The sequence below is a fragment of the uncultured Microbacterium sp. genome (genome assembly GCF_900078385.1).
Taxonomy (GTDB): domain Bacteria; phylum Actinomycetota; class Actinomycetes; order Actinomycetales; family Microbacteriaceae; genus Microbacterium.
The window spans coordinates 282,204-299,538 of record NZ_FLQR01000008.1 but is presented as its reverse complement, the minus strand read 5'-3'; the positions used below and the strand labels follow the sequence as shown (position 1 = coordinate 299,538).

Here is a 17,335-nt window from a genome sequence, read left to right as displayed (position 1 = left end):
TCGAAGAGGGAGGTCATTTGACGAAAGGGAGTTTGGAGCGGTCGATGGTCAAGGCCACGGCGCCGATCACGAGCACGCCGTAGAAGATCTGCTCATAGGACGAGTCGACGCCGGCGACCGAGAGCCCGACGCGCAGCACCGTGATGATGAGCACCCCGATCACGGTACGGCCGATGCCGCCGAATCCGCCGGTGATCGCCGTCCCACCCACCACGATGGCGGCGACCACCGGCAGAAGAAGGGAGTCGGCCAGACTCGGCGCACCGCTGAAGGTGCGGCCGACCAGCATGACCCCCGCGAAGCCCGCGCACGCGCCCGACACCGCGAGGACCGCCATTTTGGTCTGCGCGACGGGAACGCCGGCCATGAGGGCCGCGGACTCCGAGCTTCCGATCGCGACGAGCCAGCGTCGCAGCGGCGTGAACTGCAGCACGACCGCGACGACGACGACGAGCGCGGCCGCGATCAGCACGGCGCTCGGGATGCGGGCGTCTCCGACCCGCGTGAACGCCCAGTCGAGCGTCGTGCCGCTCACGCCGATCGTCGCCGCGCCCGAGATGACGAGGGCGAGCCCTGCCCAGACGGCCATGCCGCCGAGCGTCACGAGGAACGACGGGATCTGCGCGACGACGTGGATCGCCCCCTGCAGGAGGCCCGCGAGGGCGCACAGGAGGACGACGGCGGGCACCGCCCACCCGCCCAGGAGAGGGATCCACAGCGCGACGAGCACCGACGCGAGCGACGCGAGGGCGGCGACCGACAGGTCGATGCCGCCGCACAGGATCACGAGCATCGCGCCGGTCGCCAGGATGAGGATCGGAACCGCCGAATCGAGCACCGTCCAGATGCTCCCGGCGCGGAGGAAGTTCGGGTTGGCGACGGCGATGGCCGCCACGAGGACCGCGAGCACGGCGCCCGGCATGACCATGAGCAGCAGCCGGCGGCGCGCGGCGCGCGTCAGCCGGGGGTTGCCGGCGACGCGGGGCAGGGTTCCGGTCTTCTCGGTGACGTACATCAGATCATCCGTTCCAGGATCGTGAGGGGCGTCGGCTTCTCGCCGGGCGACGCATCGATCGTGTCGGTGACGCGCCCGTCCTTCATGACGAGCACGCGGTGGCTCATCGCGATCAGCTCCTCGAGCGAATCGGCCATCAGGAGCACCGCGACGCCGGATGCCGTCAGCTCGCGGATGAGGCGGTACACCTCGCCCTTCGCGCCGACGTCGAGTCCGCGCGTGGGGTGATCGAGGATGAGCACGCGCAGCCCGTCCGAGACCAGCCACCGCGCGAGCACGGCCTTCTGCTGGTTGCCGCCGGAGAGCGCCCCGATCGGCGCGGCGGCCGACGGGGTCTTGATCCGGAGGCGCTCGATCCACGTGTCGGCGAGCCGCCGTTCGCGGCCGCGCCGCAGGACGGGCCCCGTGCACACCTCCCCGATGTGCGGCAGGGTCATGTTCTCGGCGACCGTCATGGTGCCCACCATGCCCTCGCTGCGACGCTCGGCCGGCACGAAGCCGAGGCCGTGCGCGATCGCGGCGCGCGGGGTGCGCGGGCGGATCGCGTCGTCGTCGAGGGTGATCGAGCCGCTCTTCATGCCCAGTGCGCCGAACAGGGCGCGGCAGAGCTCCTCGCGACCGGACCCCTGCACGCCGGCGATGCCGAGCACCTCACCCGCACGCAGGTCGAAGTCGACGCCGTCGCAGACGCCCCGGACCGTCAGGCCGCGGACGGCGAGACGCACCTCGTCCTGCGGCGGGCGCTGGTCCTCCTCGCCGTAGTGGCTGCCCTCGAGGTCCCGGCCGATCATGAGACGCCGCAGCGCCGCCTCGTCGACCTCGCCGGGCGTGCACTCCGCGACGGTCTGGCCGTTGCGGAGCACGTAGACGCGGTCCGAGACCCGCAGCACCTCGTCGAGGCGGTGCGAGACGAAGACGACCGACGCACGGGTGCGGAGCCGCTCGATCTGCGCGAACAGGATCTCGGTCTCGTCCCGGTCGAGCACCGACGTCGGCTCGTCCAGCAGCACGACGGGCTCGGCGTTCGTGCGCTCCTCGGTCGCGAGGACCTTGGCGATCTCGACGAACTGCCGGTCGGCGAAGCTGAGCGTCTCGGTGACGGCATCCGGGCGGATGTCGGAGCCGATCTTGTCGAGCTGCACCTGCGCACGCCGCTTCAGCTCACTCCAGCGGTACACGCCGCCGCGCACGGCGTCGCCCTCCGCGGCCAGCAGGATGTTCTCCGCGACGGTGATGTTCGGGATGAGCGACTGCTCCTGGAACACCATGCCGATGCCGGCGGCGCCGGCCTGCGCGATGCCGCGCATCTTGACGGGGGTGCCGCGCAGCTCGATGCGACCGGAGTCGGGCTGGACCAGCCCGACGAGCATCTTCAGCAGCGTGGACTTGCCCGCGCCGTTCTCGCCGATGAGGCCGACGACCTCGTGGCGGCGCACCTCGAAGGTGACCCCGTCGAGGGCCCGCGTCTCCGCATAGCTCTTGCGGAGGTCGTGCACGGCGAGGACGGGGGCCTCCGTGTCGACGGGGCGGATGCCGGTGGCGGACACGCTCATTTGACGACTCGCATTCTGGCGCGCAGGGGCCACGCGGTGATCGCGACGGCGACCACGACGATGACGCCCTGGACGGCCCGCTGGACGTAGGGGCTGACCCCGATGAGGACGAGCCCGTTGACGAGGACGGTGACGATGAGCACGCCGACGATCGAGTGCAGCACGCCCCCGCGGCCGCCGGAGAGCAGCGTGCCGCCGACGACGGCCGCCGTGATCGCGGCGAAGTTCTGGCCGACGCCGGCCTGCACGATCCCCGACCCGAGCTGGATCGTGACCATGATGCCGGCGATGGCGTACGTGGCGCCGGCGAACGCGAAGGCGAGGATCTTCACCCGCCGCACCGGGACGCCGGAGAGATACGCGATCTCCTCGGCCCCACCGATGGCGCGCGCGTAGCGCCCCATCCGCGTGTACCGCTCGATCAGGATGCCGACGGCCACGACCGCTACCGCGACGAAGGTGAGGCGGGTGAGGCCGAACCACTGCCCCGACGCCCATTCGGCCAGCTCGGGGGATGCGAGGCTCGGCTGCACCCCGCCGAACAGGACGGTGGCGACGCCGATGCCGATCGCCGAGATGCCCAGCGTCGTCATGAACGACGGGATCTTCAGCCCCGTCGACAGCAGCCCGCTGGCGAGCCCGAAGCACGCTCCGAGCACCGTGGCCGCGATGATCGCGAGGAACCCGAAGTCGTTGTCGTTGCGGGTGTTGGCCACCAGGAGCGCGACGCACAGGGCCGCGGCGGCCATCACCCCCTCGATCGACAGGTCGATGGCGCCGAGCATGAGGACGAACGTGAGCCCCACCGCGATGACGGCCAGGACGGCGGCCGAGTCGAGGATGTTGCGGATGTTCCCCCACGTCGCGAACTGCGGGCTCAGGGCCGCGAACACGACGCAGAGGAGTGCGAGCGCGATCGCGGGTCCGATGTCGGCGATGAGCGTCGATCGGCTGCGGATGCGCGGGATGGCCCGCCCGGTCTCGGGCGCGGCCAGCCCGGACCGGGCGGGCGCCATCTCAGCCCACCGCCCCGTCGAACCGGTCGAACAGGCTGTCGCACGCGAAGTCGTCGAGGTTCGCCTCGGGGGCGAGGTTCGCGGCGGCGTTCTCCGTCGTGACGAGCGTCTGCTTGGCGTAGAAGGCGCGCTTGTCGTCCTCGATGTCGGCGACGTCGAGCTCTCCGGTCAGGGCGCAGTAGCCCATCGCGAGGCCGATGCCACCCTGCCACGGACCGTCGACCGACACGGTCGCGGTCATCGCGCCGTCCGCGACGGCCTGCACGGCCTCGGGCACCGCGTCGATGCCGACGACGGCGACCTCGCCCGACCGGCCTGCCGCCTCGAGCGCCTGGAGGGCGCCGAGAGCCATGTCGTCGTTGGCTGCCCACACGCCCGTGATCGCGTCACCGTGCTTGGTGAGCAGCGTCTTGGTGATGTTGAACGCGGTCGTGCGGTCGAAGTCGGCGGCCTGCTCGTCGAGCAGTGTGATCCCCGGGTTCTCATCGAGCGCGTTCTGGAGGCCCTGGAAGCGGTCCTTCGCGGCGCTCGTGTCGAGGATGCCCTGCAGCGCGATGATGCCGCCCTCGCCGCCCATGGCCTCGAACATCGCCTCGGCGATCTGCTGTCCGGAGTCCACGCCGTTGAACGTGACGTGGGTGATCCAGGTGTCGTAGTCGGCGGGGTTCAGGTCGGCCGGCTTGTTCCAGTGCGTCACGAGGTAGGCGCCGGCGGCGTCGGCCTCCTTTACGATCGGCGTGGTGTCGGAGTCGCCGTTGGGAAGGATGTTCAGGACCATGCACTCGGGGTTGCCGGTGCTGAGCGCCTGACGGAGCTGGTCCTGCTGCTTGGGCGACTCGCCGTCGTAGGTGAGTCGGGTCTGGGTCAGGCCCACCGACTCGGCGAACGCGTCGCCGCCGTCGAGCCAGGCCTTCTCGTAGGGGTTGGTCTCGTTGCGGACCTGTCCGACGAGCTGGATGTCCTCGGGCGCGCAGGCGGCGGTGTCGTCGCCTGCGGCGGGCTCTGCGCCGCCGCTCGCGCAGCCGGCGAGGGCGAGCATGGTGAGGCCTGCGACGGTGAGCGTCAATGCTCGTCGGCCGCGGGATGCTGTGGTGATCATGGTGCGGTACTCCTGTTCCGGGTTCGGGTGTGGAGGTGGGTGGTCTGTGTCATCGCGACATCCAGCCGCCGTCGACCACGAGGGTGTGGCCGGTGACGTAGTCGGATGCCGCGGAGGCGAGGAAGACGGCTGCGCCGCCGAGGTCCTGCGGGGTGCCCCACCGACCGGTGGGGATGCGGGAGAGGATCTCGGCATCGCGCACGCTGTCGGCACGGAGGGGGGCGGTGTTGTCGGTGGCGATGTAGCCGGGCGCGATCGCGTTGACCTGCACGCCGCGACCGGCCCACTCGTTCGCGAGGGCGCGGGTGAGGCCGACGAGGGCGTGCTTGCTGACGGTGTAGCCGGCGACCTCGCGGCCTCCCTGGAAGGAGAGCAGGCTCGCGATGTTCACGATCTTCCCCGAGCCGCGCGCGATCATCCGGGCGCCGAAGGCGCGGCTGAGGATGCGCGGGGCGTCGAGGTTGACGGCCAGCAGGTCGTGCCATCGCTCGTCGGAGGTCTCGACGAAGGCGCCGCGGTCGATCACGCCGGCGCAGTTGATGAGGATGTCCACCGGAGTCTCGGCGGCGAGCTCGGTCGCGATCGCGGCGAGGCTGGCGCTGTCGCGCAGATCGATCCGGACGCCGACCGCCTCGGCGCCGAGATCCTCGACCTGCGCGCGGGTCTCGTCGACCGCATCGGAGCGCCCGGCGAGAACGAGCGAGGCGCCGGCGCCGGCGAGGGCGAGGGCGAGTCCGCGTCCGATGCCGGACCCCGCGCCGGTGACGAGCGCCGTGCGCCCGGCGAGCGAGAAGAGACCCAGGGTCGCCGTCATCGCAGCTCCCCGACCGGGACGGGGGCGAGGTCGCCGTAGTCGCGGTTGTCGCCGGCCATCGCCCAGACGAACGCGTACCGTCCGGTTCCCGCGCCGGAGTGGATCGACCAGCGCGGCGCGATGACGGCCTCCTCGTTGCGGACGATGAGGTGACGGGTGTGGGCCGGCTCTCCCATCAGGTGGACGACGACGGCGGCCGGGTCCAGCTCGAAGTAGAGATAGATCTCGGTGCGCCGCTCGTGCAGGTGGGCGGGGAACGTGTTCCACACGGCGCCGTGCTCGAGCACCGTCACGCCGAACTGGAGCTGGCACGAGTCGACGGCGCCGCCGCCCCAGACGTAGCGGTGCAGCCCGCGCTTCCCCGCGCCCGCCTCGTCGCCCAGCATGACCGGCTCGCTCTCGGCGAACGGGATGTGGACGGTGGGCTTGTCGGTGTGGGCGAGTGCCGACACGACGTAGAACCGTGCGCCCTCGCCCCGGAACCGCAGCGCCGCACCCCGGCCGACGTAGAGGCCGTCGCGGTGTGCGAGGGTGTGGGCCTCGTCGCCGACGAGGACCTCTCCCGGCTCGCCGAGGTTGATGACGCCGAACTCGCGACGGGCGTACCCGTCGGGACCGAGCGCGTCGACGTCGGGGAGGGCGAGCTCGCCCGTCGTCGGCACGACGCCGGCGATCAGCATCCGGTCCTCTGCCGTGTGGGTCGCGCGGGCCTCCCCCGCGACGAAGAGATCGTCGACGAGGAAGGCGTCGCGCAGCTCCTGCGTCGTCGCGGTGCGGGCGTGCCGGGGGTCGGTCGCGGGGCGATCGGTGGTCATGCGGGGTTCCTCTCCGCGGTCGCTGCGGCGACCGCGATCCGGGCGGTGTTCTGGACGTCGGCGGCGCCGCCGGCGCGCCAGGCCGTGCCGAGGGCTCCGGCGAGGCCGACGGCGTACGCCCCGGCGTGAAGCCAGTCGCCGACGGCGGCGGCCGTGATCCCGCCGGTCGGCATGAGCCGGACATCGGGGAGGACGTCGCGGACGGCGGTGACGAAGGCGGTGCCGAGGCCGGCGGCCGGGAACAGCTTGACCGCAGCGGCGCCGCGGGACGCACGGGCGACTTCGGTGGGTGTGAAGGCCCCGGGGATGAAGGCGACCGCACGCTCCGCGGCGCGCGCGGCGACCGCCTCGTCGAGGATCGGCGCCACGGCGAAGACCGCACCGGCATCGGCGGCCGCGTCCAGCTGGTCCGGCGTGAGGACGGTGCCGGCGCCGATGACGACGTCGGGGTGGTCGGCGCGCAGACGCGCGATGAGCGCATCGGCACCGGGGACCGTGAAGGTGATCTCCACGACCCGGATGCCGCCTTCGATGGCCGCGCGGGCGATCCGCTCGGCGGAGGGGGCGTCGGTGTGCCGGATGACGGCGACGACCGGCACCGCCGCGATAGCGGCGTCCAGGACCGTCGTGTCCAGCAGGGCGCTCATCGCGACACCGCCGCGAGGCCGTCGGTGCGCGCGAGGTCCTCGGGATACGGGAGTCCCTGGTAGTCGCCGCGGCGGGAGATGACGCGCGCCGCCACCCGGGCACCGGTCGCGAGGGCGTCCTCGACGGTGCCGCCGCCGAGGAGCGCGTGGAGCCACCCCACGACGAACGCGTCGCCGGACCCGACGGGGTCGACGACTGCGACCGGTTCGGCGGGGTGCTCGTGCCGGGCGCCGGAGACGAACGCGGTCGCTCCCCCACGCGCGCCCTTGAGCACGGTCGTGCCGGGCAGCGACCGGGCGAAGTGCTCGATGGCGTCGTCGGACTCGGACCCCGCGCACAGCGCGGCTTCACCGCGGCCGAGGAACACCTCGTCGGCGAGCGGTGCTGCCTCGGCGAAGGCCCCGGCCAGCGCGGCGTCGTCGGCGAGCTTGCGACGGAAGTTGGCGTCCAGGCTGACCCGTGCGCCGGCGGCCCGGGCGCGGCGCATGGCCTCGATGGTGGCGGCGCGGGCGGTCTCGCCGAGGACGAGGGTGATGCCGGTGACGTGCAGGCGGCGGAGGCCCGTGAGGTCGGCGGGGAGGTCCTCGGGGGCGAGGGTGGATCCCGCGGAGCCCGCACGGTGGTAGGTCACGGTGACCCGGCCCGGTCCGTCGCCCTCCTTGAGGAGCAGCCCGGTGACGAGGTCGGGGACGGTGCGCAGCGCCGACACGTCGACACCTTCGCCGCGCAGGGTGCGGGCGATGACGCGTCCGGCCGAGTCGGCCCCGACGCGGCCGACGTAGGCGACGTCCCAGCCGAGCCGCGCCAGGCCGATGGCCACGTTGCTCTCCGCGCCGACGGCGTAGGAGCGCACCGTGCCGGTGGCGTCGAGGGGGAGATCATCGCTGTCGAAGCAGATCAGCGGTTCTCCGAGTGTCAGGCAGTCCATCTTCATCCTTGAACGATGTTCCGTAGCTTGTACGATGACGCTAGGGTATGGATCACCGCCGAGTCAAGTAGGCGAATGGCGTTCACACTTGTGAACGATCGGTGGAATCGACGCTATCCTGATGGAGGAGAGGGGGAGCCATGAGTCAACTGCTCACCGAGCCCGGTTCCGTCGAGGAGCCCGAGTTCATCCCGGTCAAGTCCGCCGACCGCACGCTCGACGTGCTCGAGGCGCTGTCGAACGGCGCGTCGAGTCTCGCGGAGCTCGCACAGCGGCTGCACATCCCGAAGAGCAGCCTGCACAGCATCCTGCGCACGCTCGAGCACCGAGGGTGGGTCGAGGCGGATGCCGCGCGGTCGACCTACAGCCTCGGGATGAACGCCCTGCTCATCGGCGCCTCCTACGTCGACCAGGACCGCACCGTGTTGCGCACCTCGGACACGATGGACCGCCTGGCCGCCGACACCGGCGAGACCATCCACCTCGCGCGCCTCGAACTGCCCGACGTCGTCTACCTCGCCAAGCGCGAGTCGGTCCACCCGCTGCGCATGTTCTCCGCGATCGGACGCCGGCTTCCGGCGCACGCGACGGCGCTCGGCAAGGCCGCGCTGGCGGAGCTCCCGGACGACGCCATCCGCGCCCTCCTGCCCGAGACCCTGCCCGGCACGACGCCGCACACCATCACGTCGCGCGAGGACCTCATCGCGCACCTCGCCGAGGTGCGCGAGACGGGGTTCGCCATCGACGCGGAGGAGGCGGGCATCGGGATGCGGTGCTTCGCCGTCACCCTCCCCTTCCAGACCCCGTCGAAGGATGCGATCAGCTGCTCGGTGCCGCTGGCCCGCCTCGACGCCGAGAAGGAGCGCTCGATCATCGCGCTCCTGCTCGAGGCCCGCGATCAACTGAGCCGCCAGGTCGGCAGCCGCCGTCCCGTCATCTGAGAGGAACCCCATGCCCAACATGCGAGTCGAGCTCCTGCCCGGACGCACGATCGACCAGCGCCGCGACTTCGCGGAGCGCGTCACCGACGCGGCCGTCGAGGCGCTCGGGGCGCGACGCCAGGATGTGCGGATCGTGTTCGAGGAGGTCGCCGCCGACTTCGTCTCCAACGGCGGTGTGCTCGCGGCCGACGACGCGAGCCGCGCCGACGTGGTCGCGAAGTTCGGCGCCCCCGCAGCCTGACCGCGCGCCTCCTGGGCCGCGCACGATCCCGTCCGCCCGCCTCACCCGCGCCAAAGTGCGGGTGTGCGGCGCGGGAACCCACCATTCGCCGCGGCTGACGCGCATCCGCCCCCACGGCAGGTCGTTCATCCGCGCCAGAATGCGGGTGCGTCGCCGTGACACCCGCCATTCGCCGCGAATGAACAGCGCACGGCAAGCACGCGCCCGACCCCCACAGGGGGTCCGGGTACGCGGAAGGGGCCGGATGCCACGGCATCCGGCCCCCCGCAACGCTGCTTAGAGCGCCTCGATGATCTCCCGCATGAGCGCGGCCGTCTCGGACGGCGTCTTGCCGACCTTGACTCCGGCGGCCTCGAGGGCCTCCTTCTTGGCCTGCGCGGTACCGGCCGAGCCGGAGACGATGGCGCCGGCGTGGCCCATGGTCTTGCCCTCCGGGGCGGTGAAGCCCGCGACGTAGCCGACGACCGGCTTCGTGACGTGCGCCTTGATGTAGTCGGCCGCGCGCTCCTCGGCGTCGCCGCCGATCTCGCCGATCATGACGATGGCCTTCGTCTCGGGGTCGGCCTCGAACGCCTCGAGCGCGTCGATGTGCGTCGTGCCGATGACGGGGTCGCCGCCGATGCCGATGGCGGTCGAGAAGCCGAGATCGCGCAGCTCGAACATCATCTGGTACGTCAGGGTGCCCGACTTCGACACGAGGCCGATCGGCCCCTTGTCGGTGATGTTCGCCGGGGTGATGCCGACGAGCGACTCGCCGGGGGTGATGATGCCGGGGCAGTTCGGGCCGATGATGCGGGTCGTGTTGCCCTTGCTCTTCGCGTACGCCCACGCCTCGGCGCTGTCACCGACGGGGACGCCCTCGGTGATGACGACGAGCAGCGGGATCTCGGCGTCGATGGCCTCGACCATCGCGGCCTTCGTGAAGGCAGCCGGGACGAACGCGATCGACACGTCGGCGCCCGTCTTCTCGATGGCCTCGGCGACCGAGCCGAACACGGGCAGCTCGATGTCCGCGCCGTCCTTGTCCTTGTGCAGCACGGTGGTGCCGGCCTTGCGGGCGTTCACGCCGCCGACGACCTGGGTGCCCGCCTTCAGCATGAGGGCGGTGTGCTTGGTGCCTTCGCCGCCGGTGATGCCCTGGACGATGACCTTGGAGTCCTTGTTGAGGAAGATCGACATTTCAGTAAGTCCTATTCCGGATGCGGGGCTCAGGCGTTGGCGAGTTCGGCGGCCTTGTCGGCGCCCTCGTCCATCGTCGCGGCGAGCGTCACGAGCGGGTGGTTGGCGTCCTGGAGGATCTTGCGACCCTCTTCGACGCGGTTGCCGTCCAGGCGCACGACGAGCGGCTTGGATGCCGTCGAGCCGAGCTCGGCGAGCGCGCCGACGATGCCCTTGGCGACGGCGTCGCACGCCGTGATACCGCCGAACACGTTGACGAAGACGCTCTTGACCTGCGGGTCGCCGAGGATGACGTCCAGGCCCGCGGCCATGACCTCGGCCGACGCGCCGCCGCCGATGTCGAGGAAGTTCGCCGGCTTCACGCCGCCGTGGTTCTCCCCGGCGTACGCGACGACGTCGAGCGTCGACATGACGAGTCCCGCGCCGTTGCCGATGATGCCGACCTGGCCGTCGAGCTTGACGTAGTTGAGGTCGTTCTCCTTGGCCTTGGCCTCAAGAGGGTCCGCGGCGGCCTTGTCCTCGAGGAGGGCGTGCGAGGCGTGCCGGAACTCGGCGTTCTCGTCGAGCGTGACCTTGCCGTCGAGCGCGATGATCTCGCCGTCGGCGGACTGGATGAGGGGGTTCACCTCGACGAGCGTGGCGTCCTCGCCCTTGTAGACGTTGAAGAGCTTGACGAAGACGTCGGCGACCTTAGGCGCCAGCTCGTCGTCGAAGTTCGCGGCCTTCGCGATCTCGAGCGCCTTGGCGTGGTCGATGCCGACGATCGGGTCGACCTCGACACGGGCGAGCGCCTCCGGCTTCTCGACGGCGAGCTGCTCGATCTCCATGCCGCCCTCGACGCTGGCGAGCGAGAGGTAGGAGCGGTTGGCACGGTCCAGCAGCACCGAGAAGTAGAACTCCTTCTCGATCGATGCGCCGGCGGCGACCATCACGCGCTTGACGACGTGACCCTTGATGTCGAGGCCGAGGATGGCCTTCGCGGCGTCGTACGCCTCATCCGGCGTCTTGGCGACCTTGACGCCGCCCGCCTTGCCGCGGCCGCCCGTCTTGACCTGCGCCTTGACGACGACGACGCCGCCGAGCTTCTCCGCGGCCGCCTTCGCCTCCTCGGGGGTGTCGGCGACGATGCCGGCGAGCACCGGCACCTCGTACTTCTCGAACAGGTCTCGGGCCTGGTACTCGTAAAGATCCACGTGCAATCCTTCGCTGGGCGACTGTGGTTTCGGTGCCGAAAGAATCTCGATGTCGAGATATCGACCAGTGCCCCAGCTTAGTACCCGCGGCGGGGCCGCCCTTCCGCCTGCAGCCCCCGCGGCCGGACAACTAAGCTTTCACCACCATGACCGAACCGGCCCGCAGCACCGCCCGCGACAGCGTCGTCGCCGCAGCGCTCGACCTCTTCGCGGCGCAGGGTTTCGAAGCCACCTCGGTGGAGCAGATCGCGCACGCGGCGGGGGTCTCCCGCTCCACCTTCTTCCGCCAGTTCGGCGGCAAGGACGACGTCGTCTTCTCCGACCACGACCTCCTGCTCGAGCGGCTGCGGGAGTACCTCGCCGAGACGCATGAGAGCCCCTGGGCCGCCGTCTGCGACGCGTCCGTGCAGGTGTTCCGCCACTTCGCCGCCGATCCCGAGCTCGCCCGCCGGCGGTACGCCGTCGTCCGGGAGGTGCCGGCGCTGCGCGATCGCGAGATCGTCACGGTGTTCCAGTACGAGCGGCTCTTCGACGAGTATCTCCGCTCCGCCCTGCCCGGCCTCGACCCGCTCGACTCGGTTGCGTTCGCCGCCGCCGTCACCGCCGTGCACAACCACGTCCTGCGCCGGCTCCTGCGGGGCGGGAAGCGCGTCCCGGTCTCCGTGCTGACGGATGCCTACGACGTCGTGCTGCACCGCTTCGGCGTCCACCCGGACGGGACCGACCCGGCAGACGACGACCTCGTCGTCGCGACCTTCCCCCGGCGGATGCCGAGGGCCGAGGTCACTCGACGGCTCACCGCCGAGCTGGACTGACGGGCCTCACGGCGCGGGCAGCAGTGCCAGCCCGTGCAGGAGGTCGGCGCGGGACGCCGCGACGCAGACGCGGATCCAGCCTTCGCCGGACGCGCCGAACGCGGATCCCGGAGCGACGGCCACGAGGCTCTCGCGGAGGAACGCCTCCGCCCAGCGTGCGACGTCGCCGCCCGTGGCGTGGCGCATGTCGATCCAGAGGTAGAGCGCTCCGGCGGGCCGCAGGAAGGCGATCCCGCGCTCCTCGAGCAGCGCCGTGGCCGCGGCGAGGTTCGCGCGGTAGTGCTCGCGCGCGGCCGCGACGTGGTCCTGCTCGCCGCGCAGCGCGGCGATCGCCGCCCGCTGCGCCGGGGCGTCGACGCACGAGATCATCGCCTCCTGCACAGTGCGCAGGTGCGGCGCCCACTCGGCCGGAGCCACGAGGAAGCCGACGCGCGCGCCGGTCATCGCGTAGGTCTTCGAGGTCGAGAAGACGCCGAGCACGCGCTCCCCTCCCGTCTCGGCCGTGTCGAGGGCGACGAGGCTGACGTGCGGGGCGTCGAACGTCAGCTCGGAGTACACCTCGTCGCTGATGACCCACAGGTCGTGGCGTCGGGCGAACTCCAGGAGTGCGCGGGCGCGCGGCTCGTCCAGCACCGTCCCGAGGGGGTTCGACGGCGAGTTCACGATGATCGCGCGCGTGCGCTCCGTGACGAGCGGCTCGAGCCGCTCCACCTCCGGCAGGAACGCCGCCTCCTCGCGCAGCGCGTACGGGACGGGGACGGCGGACAGCATCCGCGGACTCATCGAGAACGTCGAGTAGCCCGGATCGGGGATGAGGACCTCGTCACCCGGACCGAGGATCAGTCCGAGCGCCTGGTGCAGCGCCTGCGTGCCGCCGACGGTGACGCACACGCGCTCGGCCTCGAGCAGGGCTCCGTGGTCCGCGGCGAACCGGTCCGCGAAGGCACGACGCAGCTCCGGCATGCCGGCGTTGGCGGTGTACCCGGTCTCGTCGGCGGTCCAGGCCGCCGCCGCGGCGGCGAGGGTGTGCGGGGCGACCGGCACGTCGGGCTCGCCGACCGCGAGCAGCGTCACGTCGTCGAGGGCGAGGGCGACCTCGAAGATGCGACGGATGCCGCTGGCCGGGACCGCGAGGACGTGAGGACTGAGCGCTGGCACCGCTCCAGCGTACGGCTGCGCAGCGATGGCACTAAGTCTCAGTTCGTCCGACACTGAGTACCGCATCGGATAAGCTGGGCGCATGACCAGCGCACTGCCCGGCGAAGCCGTCTCCTCCTACGACGTGACGGGGCGGCTCGGCACGGACTACTACGCCGTCTTCGCCGACACCCCCGAGGCGGATCGGGCCGTGTGGCAGCGGGCCCAGGACTTCATCGACGAGGTCGGCGATCGGATGCAGGAGGCGTGGGACCGCGCCGAGTATCCCCTCGACCTCGCCGAGCGGATGGGCGAGCTCGATCTCCTCAACGACGGCATCGAGCACCCGCGGCTCACGCACTTCTCGCCGCTCGCGGCCGGCCTGGTCAACATGGAGATCTCCCGCGGCGACGGATCGCTCGGCACCGTCGTCGCCGTGCAGGGCGGACTCGCGCTGCGCACCCTCGCCCTCTTCGGAAGCGCGGAGCAGCAGGACGCGTGGCTCGAACCCATCGCCCGCGCCGCGCTCCCCGCCGCGTTCGCCCTGACCGAGCCCGATCACGGCTCGGACTCGGTCTCCCTCGAGACCGTCGCCCGCCGCGACGGCGACGGGTGGGTCATCCGGGGCACGAAGAAGTGGATCGGCAACGGCGCCTCCGGCGGCGTCACCTTCGTGTGGGCGCGCATCGACGATGAGGGCGGCGACGCGCACGGGGCCGTGCGCTGCTTCCTCGTGGAGCAGTCGACGCCGGGCTACACCGGCACCGTGATCACAGGTAAGGCATCGCTGCGCGGCATCCACCAGGCCCATATCGCGCTGGACGACGTCCGGGTCGGCCTGGACGCCGTCCTGCCGGGCGCGAAGAGCTTCAAGGACGCCTCGACCGTCCTCTACTCGACTCGTTCGGGCGTCGCCTGGTCGGCGCTCGGCCACGCGACGGCCTGCTACGAGGCGGCGCTGCAGTACGCGCAGCAGCGCACGCAGTTCGGCAGACCGCTCGCGAGGTTCCAGATGGTGCAGGAGCGGCTCGCGCAGATGCTCGAGGAGCTCACGGCGATGCAGCTGTACTGCCGGCACCTCGCCGACCTCGAGCAGTCCGGCGGCCTCCGGCCCACGCAGGCGTCGCTCGCGAAGTACCACAACACGCGGGCGGCCCGGCGGATCGCGTCGGTGGCGCGCGACCTGCTCGGCGGCAACGGCATCCTGCTGGAGAACGGCGTCATGCAGCACATGGCCGACATCGAGGCCATCCACACTTACGAGGGCACGGAGTCGGTGCAGGCGCTGCTCATCGGCCGTGACATCACGGGGATGTCGGCCTTCGCCTGACCCCCGGGCACCGACCGCGCATTGCGCATGTCGGCGGCGCCCGGTGTGATGGTCGCATGTACGAGATCCCCGCACCGATGCTCGCGAAGTCCGTCCCGGAGATCCCGGACCCCGGCAGGACCGCCGGCGGGCTGTCGTACGAGCCGAAGTGGGACGGGTTCCGCGCCCTCATCGCGTGGGACGGCACGACCGTCGAACTGGGCTCCCGCGGCGCGAAGCCGCTGACCCGCTACTTCCCCGAGCTCGTCGACGCGTGCGCGCGGCTGCTTCCGGAGCCGTGCCTGCTGGACGGGGAGATCGTCGTCGCGGACGGCGCGACCGGCGCGCAGCGCCTCCAGTGGGAGATCCTCTCGCAGCGGATCCACCCGGCCGCGTCGCGCGTGAAGATGCTGAGCGAGACGCACCCGGCGATGTTCGTCGCCTTCGACCTGCTCGCGCGCGGCGATCGGAATCTGCAGTCCGAGCCGTTCGAGACACGGCGCGCGGAACTGGAGGAGCTCCTCGGCGACGTCCCGCATCCGCTGCACCTCACCCGCACCACCCGCGACCCCGACCTCGCCCGTCGCTGGCTCGCCGAGTTCGAGGGCGCCGGCCTGGACGGCGTCGTCGCCAAGCCGCTGGCCCAGCCGTACGCCCCCGGCAAGCGCACGATGTTCAAGATCAAGCACGCCCGCACCGCCGATGTCGTCGCGCTCGGGTATCGCATCCACAAGAGCGGGGAGGGCGTCGGCTCGCTGCTGGTCGGGCTGCACGACGCGGAGGGCAGGCTGCGGAACGTCGGCGGGGTCGCCGCGTGGAGCGATGCCCGGCGCCGCGAGCTCATCGACGAACTCGCGCCGCTCGTCGAACGCGACGAGGACGGGGGCGCCGTCACGGGCGAGACCGACCGGTCGCGGTTCAGCGGCGCGAAGGACGTCTCGTTCGTGCGGCTGCGGCCCGAGCTCGTCCTCGAGGTGCGCTACGACCAGCTCGAGGGCGAGCGCTTCCGCCACACCGTGCAGTTCGAGCGCTGGCGTCCCGACCGCGACCCGCGGTCGTGCACGTTCGACCAGCTGGAGACGGTGTCTGCCTACGACCTCGGCGACGTGCTGGACTGACGTCACGCAGAACGGGCCCGCACCGGCGCCGGGATCCGGCGGCTCGTCGTGCGGGCCCGAAATCTGCGTCCGATCAGCTGCCGCTGTTCGTCCTGTGCCCACGACCTTACGCACGCCCCGGCGGGCGAAGGCGACCGACGGGCCGTGAATAACGCGCTTTCGCGCGGGGTGTCCGAGGGTGCCAGGATCAAGTCATGACCGACGTGTCCGCACCCTCCGCAGACCCCTCCGGCGAGTCGACGCACACGGCGGAGCTGCGCCTCGAACCGGTGCAGTTCATCGCCCGGACGGATGCCGTCGTGCGGCTCGGTTCGATGATGCTCGGCGCCGGCGCGTCCGCCGCCCGCGTGCGCGACAGCATGCACCGCGCCGCCGAGGCCGTCGGCATCTCCCAGCTGCACACCCGCATCGGGATGACCGATCTCGTCGCCACGACGAGCCGCGGGCAGATGTTCCGCACGCGGGTGGCCGAGATCGGCCGGCCGGCCGTCGACGCCGATCGCCTGACGCATCTCAAGCGTCTGACGAACGACCTCGGCCCGGAGACCACGGCGGCCTCGCTCCAAGAGCGCCTCGACGCCGTGGAGGCGCGGGCGCGCCGCATCGCCGACCCGGTCAAGATCCTCGCCGCGGCGCTCGCCTGCGCGGCGTTCGCGCTCCTCAACAACGGCGGCTGGCAGGAATGCCTGGCGGTCGGGATCGCGGCGGGGCTCGGCCAGTGGGTGCGGATGCTGCTCGGCCGGATCCACGTCAACGAGTTCCTGCTCGTCTTCACCTCCGCCCTCGTCGCCCTCGTCGTCTACCTCGGCGCGGCCGGGCTGCTCGACCTCGCCGGCGTACCGGGAGGGCAGCACGACGCCGCCCTCACGAGCGCCGTCCTCTACCTCGTGCCCGGCTTCGCCCTCGTGACGGGCGCACTGGATCTCGCCCGCCTCGACCTCAACGCCGGGATCGCCCGCGTCGTCTACGCGTGCCTGGTCCTGCTCGCCACCGGAACCGCGGTCTGGGGGACGGCCGCCGTCGTCGGCGTCTCGGTGTCGCAGACCGCCTCCCCCGCGTTCGACGAACCGGTCCTCTCGCTCGTCCGGCTCGTCGCGGGCTTCATCGGCGTGCTCGGCTTCGCCGTGCTGTTCGCCACCCCCTGGACGATCGCGCTCGTCGCCGCGACCCTCGGCGCGCTCGCCAACGTGGGACGGCTCGCCCTCGTGGACGCGGGCACCATGCCCGCCGTCGCCGCCGCGGCGGCAGCCGTCGCCGTCGGTCTCGGCGCGTTCGTCGTCTCCGGTCGGATGCGCGCCGCGCGCGTGACCCTGACGGTGCCGGCGGTGCTGATCATGGTGCCGGGCGCCGCGGCATACCGCTCGATCGCGGGCGTGATCGACGGCGACACGGTCGCCGCGATCCAGAACGGCGTGCAGGCGGTCTTCGTCGTCGTCGCGCTCGCCATCGGCCTGACGGTCTCGCGCGTGCTCACCGAACGCGAATGGTCGCGGCGTCAAGGATGACCATCCGTC

The 17,335-nt window shown here is 71.7% G+C and carries 17 protein-coding genes; 6 read left to right on the top strand and 11 right to left on the bottom strand.

All coding sequences use genetic code 11. The annotated features are described in order from the left end of the window. Positions 1–13 precede the first annotated feature (13 nt). From QZL85_RS11045 to QZL85_RS11010, 8 genes are read right to left on the bottom strand one after another with little or no spacing between them, the layout of a single operon-like run. Complete coding sequence (locus QZL85_RS11045; RefSeq protein ID WP_295576707.1) at positions 14–1,015, bottom strand: ABC transporter permease; 1,002 nt, start codon at positions 1,013–1,015, stop codon at positions 14–16. Continuing rightward, entirely contained in the window at positions 1,015–2,568 is a 1,554-nt protein-coding gene (locus tag QZL85_RS11040; RefSeq protein ID WP_295576706.1) for a sugar ABC transporter ATP-binding protein, read from the bottom strand. Before QZL85_RS11040 ends, QZL85_RS11045 begins: the two co-directional genes overlap by 1 nt. Continuing rightward, positions 2,565–3,584: an ABC transporter permease gene (locus QZL85_RS11035; RefSeq protein WP_295576705.1), complete on the bottom strand. Its 1,020-nt coding sequence runs from the start codon at positions 3,582–3,584 to the stop codon at positions 2,565–2,567. The genes QZL85_RS11040 and QZL85_RS11035 overlap by 4 nt, the downstream gene beginning before the upstream one ends. Before the next feature lies 1 nt (position 3,585). Next, positions 3,586–4,683 (bottom strand): sugar ABC transporter substrate-binding protein, encoded by a 1,098-nt coding sequence (locus tag QZL85_RS11030; RefSeq protein ID WP_295576704.1) that lies wholly within the window; start codon positions 4,681–4,683, stop codon positions 3,586–3,588. 49 nt (positions 4,684–4,732) lie between these two features. After that, positions 4,733–5,497: an SDR family oxidoreductase gene (locus QZL85_RS11025; protein ID WP_295576703.1), complete on the bottom strand. Its 765-nt coding sequence runs from the start codon at positions 5,495–5,497 to the stop codon at positions 4,733–4,735. Continuing rightward, on the bottom strand, positions 5,494–6,312 hold the full coding sequence (gene kduI / locus QZL85_RS11020) for a 5-dehydro-4-deoxy-D-glucuronate isomerase (RefSeq protein ID WP_295576702.1): 819 nt from the start codon (positions 6,310–6,312) through the stop codon (positions 5,494–5,496). Before kduI ends, QZL85_RS11025 begins: the two co-directional genes overlap by 4 nt. Further along, positions 6,309–6,959: a bifunctional 4-hydroxy-2-oxoglutarate aldolase/2-dehydro-3-deoxy-phosphogluconate aldolase gene (locus QZL85_RS11015; RefSeq protein ID WP_295576701.1), complete on the bottom strand. Its 651-nt coding sequence runs from the start codon at positions 6,957–6,959 to the stop codon at positions 6,309–6,311. Before QZL85_RS11015 ends, kduI begins: the two co-directional genes overlap by 4 nt. Beyond that, positions 6,956–7,888 (bottom strand): sugar kinase, encoded by a 933-nt coding sequence (locus QZL85_RS11010; protein WP_295576699.1) that lies wholly within the window; start codon positions 7,886–7,888, stop codon positions 6,956–6,958. The genes QZL85_RS11015 and QZL85_RS11010 overlap by 4 nt, the downstream gene beginning before the upstream one ends. 140 nt (positions 7,889–8,028) lie before the next feature. On the opposite strand from QZL85_RS11010, the gene QZL85_RS11005 reads away from it, so the two are divergent. Together QZL85_RS11005 and QZL85_RS11000 are read left to right on the top strand one after the other, a co-directional pair. After that, positions 8,029–8,829 carry an IclR family transcriptional regulator gene (locus QZL85_RS11005; RefSeq protein WP_295576698.1) on the top strand — a complete coding sequence of 267 codons (801 nt, stop codon included), beginning with the start codon at positions 8,029–8,031 and terminating at the stop codon, positions 8,827–8,829. Between the two features lie 10 nt (positions 8,830–8,839). Continuing rightward, entirely contained in the window at positions 8,840–9,070 is a 231-nt protein-coding gene (locus QZL85_RS11000; protein ID WP_295576697.1) for a tautomerase family protein, read from the top strand. 276 nt (positions 9,071–9,346) lie between these two features. On the opposite strand, the gene sucD is transcribed toward QZL85_RS11000, so the two are convergent. Both sucD and sucC read right to left on the bottom strand, forming a co-directional pair. Then, positions 9,347–10,249, bottom strand: coding sequence for a succinate--CoA ligase subunit alpha (gene sucD / locus QZL85_RS10995; RefSeq protein WP_295576696.1), 903 nt, complete (start codon positions 10,247–10,249; stop codon positions 9,347–9,349). Between the two features lie 29 nt (positions 10,250–10,278). Then, positions 10,279–11,442, bottom strand: coding sequence for an ADP-forming succinate--CoA ligase subunit beta (gene sucC, locus QZL85_RS10990; protein WP_295576694.1), 1,164 nt, complete (start codon positions 11,440–11,442; stop codon positions 10,279–10,281). Between the two features lie 146 nt (positions 11,443–11,588). Here sucC and QZL85_RS10985 point away from each other — a divergent pair, with 146 nt between their 5' ends. Then, a complete protein-coding gene (locus tag QZL85_RS10985) occupies positions 11,589–12,257 on the top strand; it encodes a TetR/AcrR family transcriptional regulator (protein ID WP_295576693.1) in 669 nt (222 codons plus the stop codon). Between the two features lie 6 nt (positions 12,258–12,263). On the opposite strand, the gene QZL85_RS10980 is transcribed toward QZL85_RS10985, so the two are convergent. Then, a complete protein-coding gene (locus tag QZL85_RS10980; RefSeq protein WP_295576692.1) occupies positions 12,264–13,415 on the bottom strand; it encodes a pyridoxal phosphate-dependent aminotransferase in 1,152 nt (383 codons plus the stop codon). Positions 13,416–13,497: 82 nt separating this feature from the next. On the opposite strand from QZL85_RS10980, the gene QZL85_RS10975 reads away from it, so the two are divergent. From QZL85_RS10975 to QZL85_RS10965, 3 genes are all read left to right on the top strand, one after another. Continuing rightward, positions 13,498–14,724: an acyl-CoA dehydrogenase family protein gene (locus tag QZL85_RS10975; RefSeq protein WP_295576691.1), complete on the top strand. Its 1,227-nt coding sequence runs from the start codon at positions 13,498–13,500 to the stop codon at positions 14,722–14,724. Between the two features lie 56 nt (positions 14,725–14,780). Then, complete coding sequence (locus QZL85_RS10970; protein WP_295576690.1) at positions 14,781–15,821, top strand: ATP-dependent DNA ligase; 1,041 nt, start codon at positions 14,781–14,783, stop codon at positions 15,819–15,821. A gap of 194 nt (positions 15,822–16,015) precedes the next feature. Next, positions 16,016–17,326, top strand: coding sequence for a threonine/serine exporter ThrE family protein (locus QZL85_RS10965; RefSeq protein ID WP_295576689.1), 1,311 nt, complete (start codon positions 16,016–16,018; stop codon positions 17,324–17,326). The last annotated feature ends 9 nt before the right edge of the window (positions 17,327–17,335 follow it).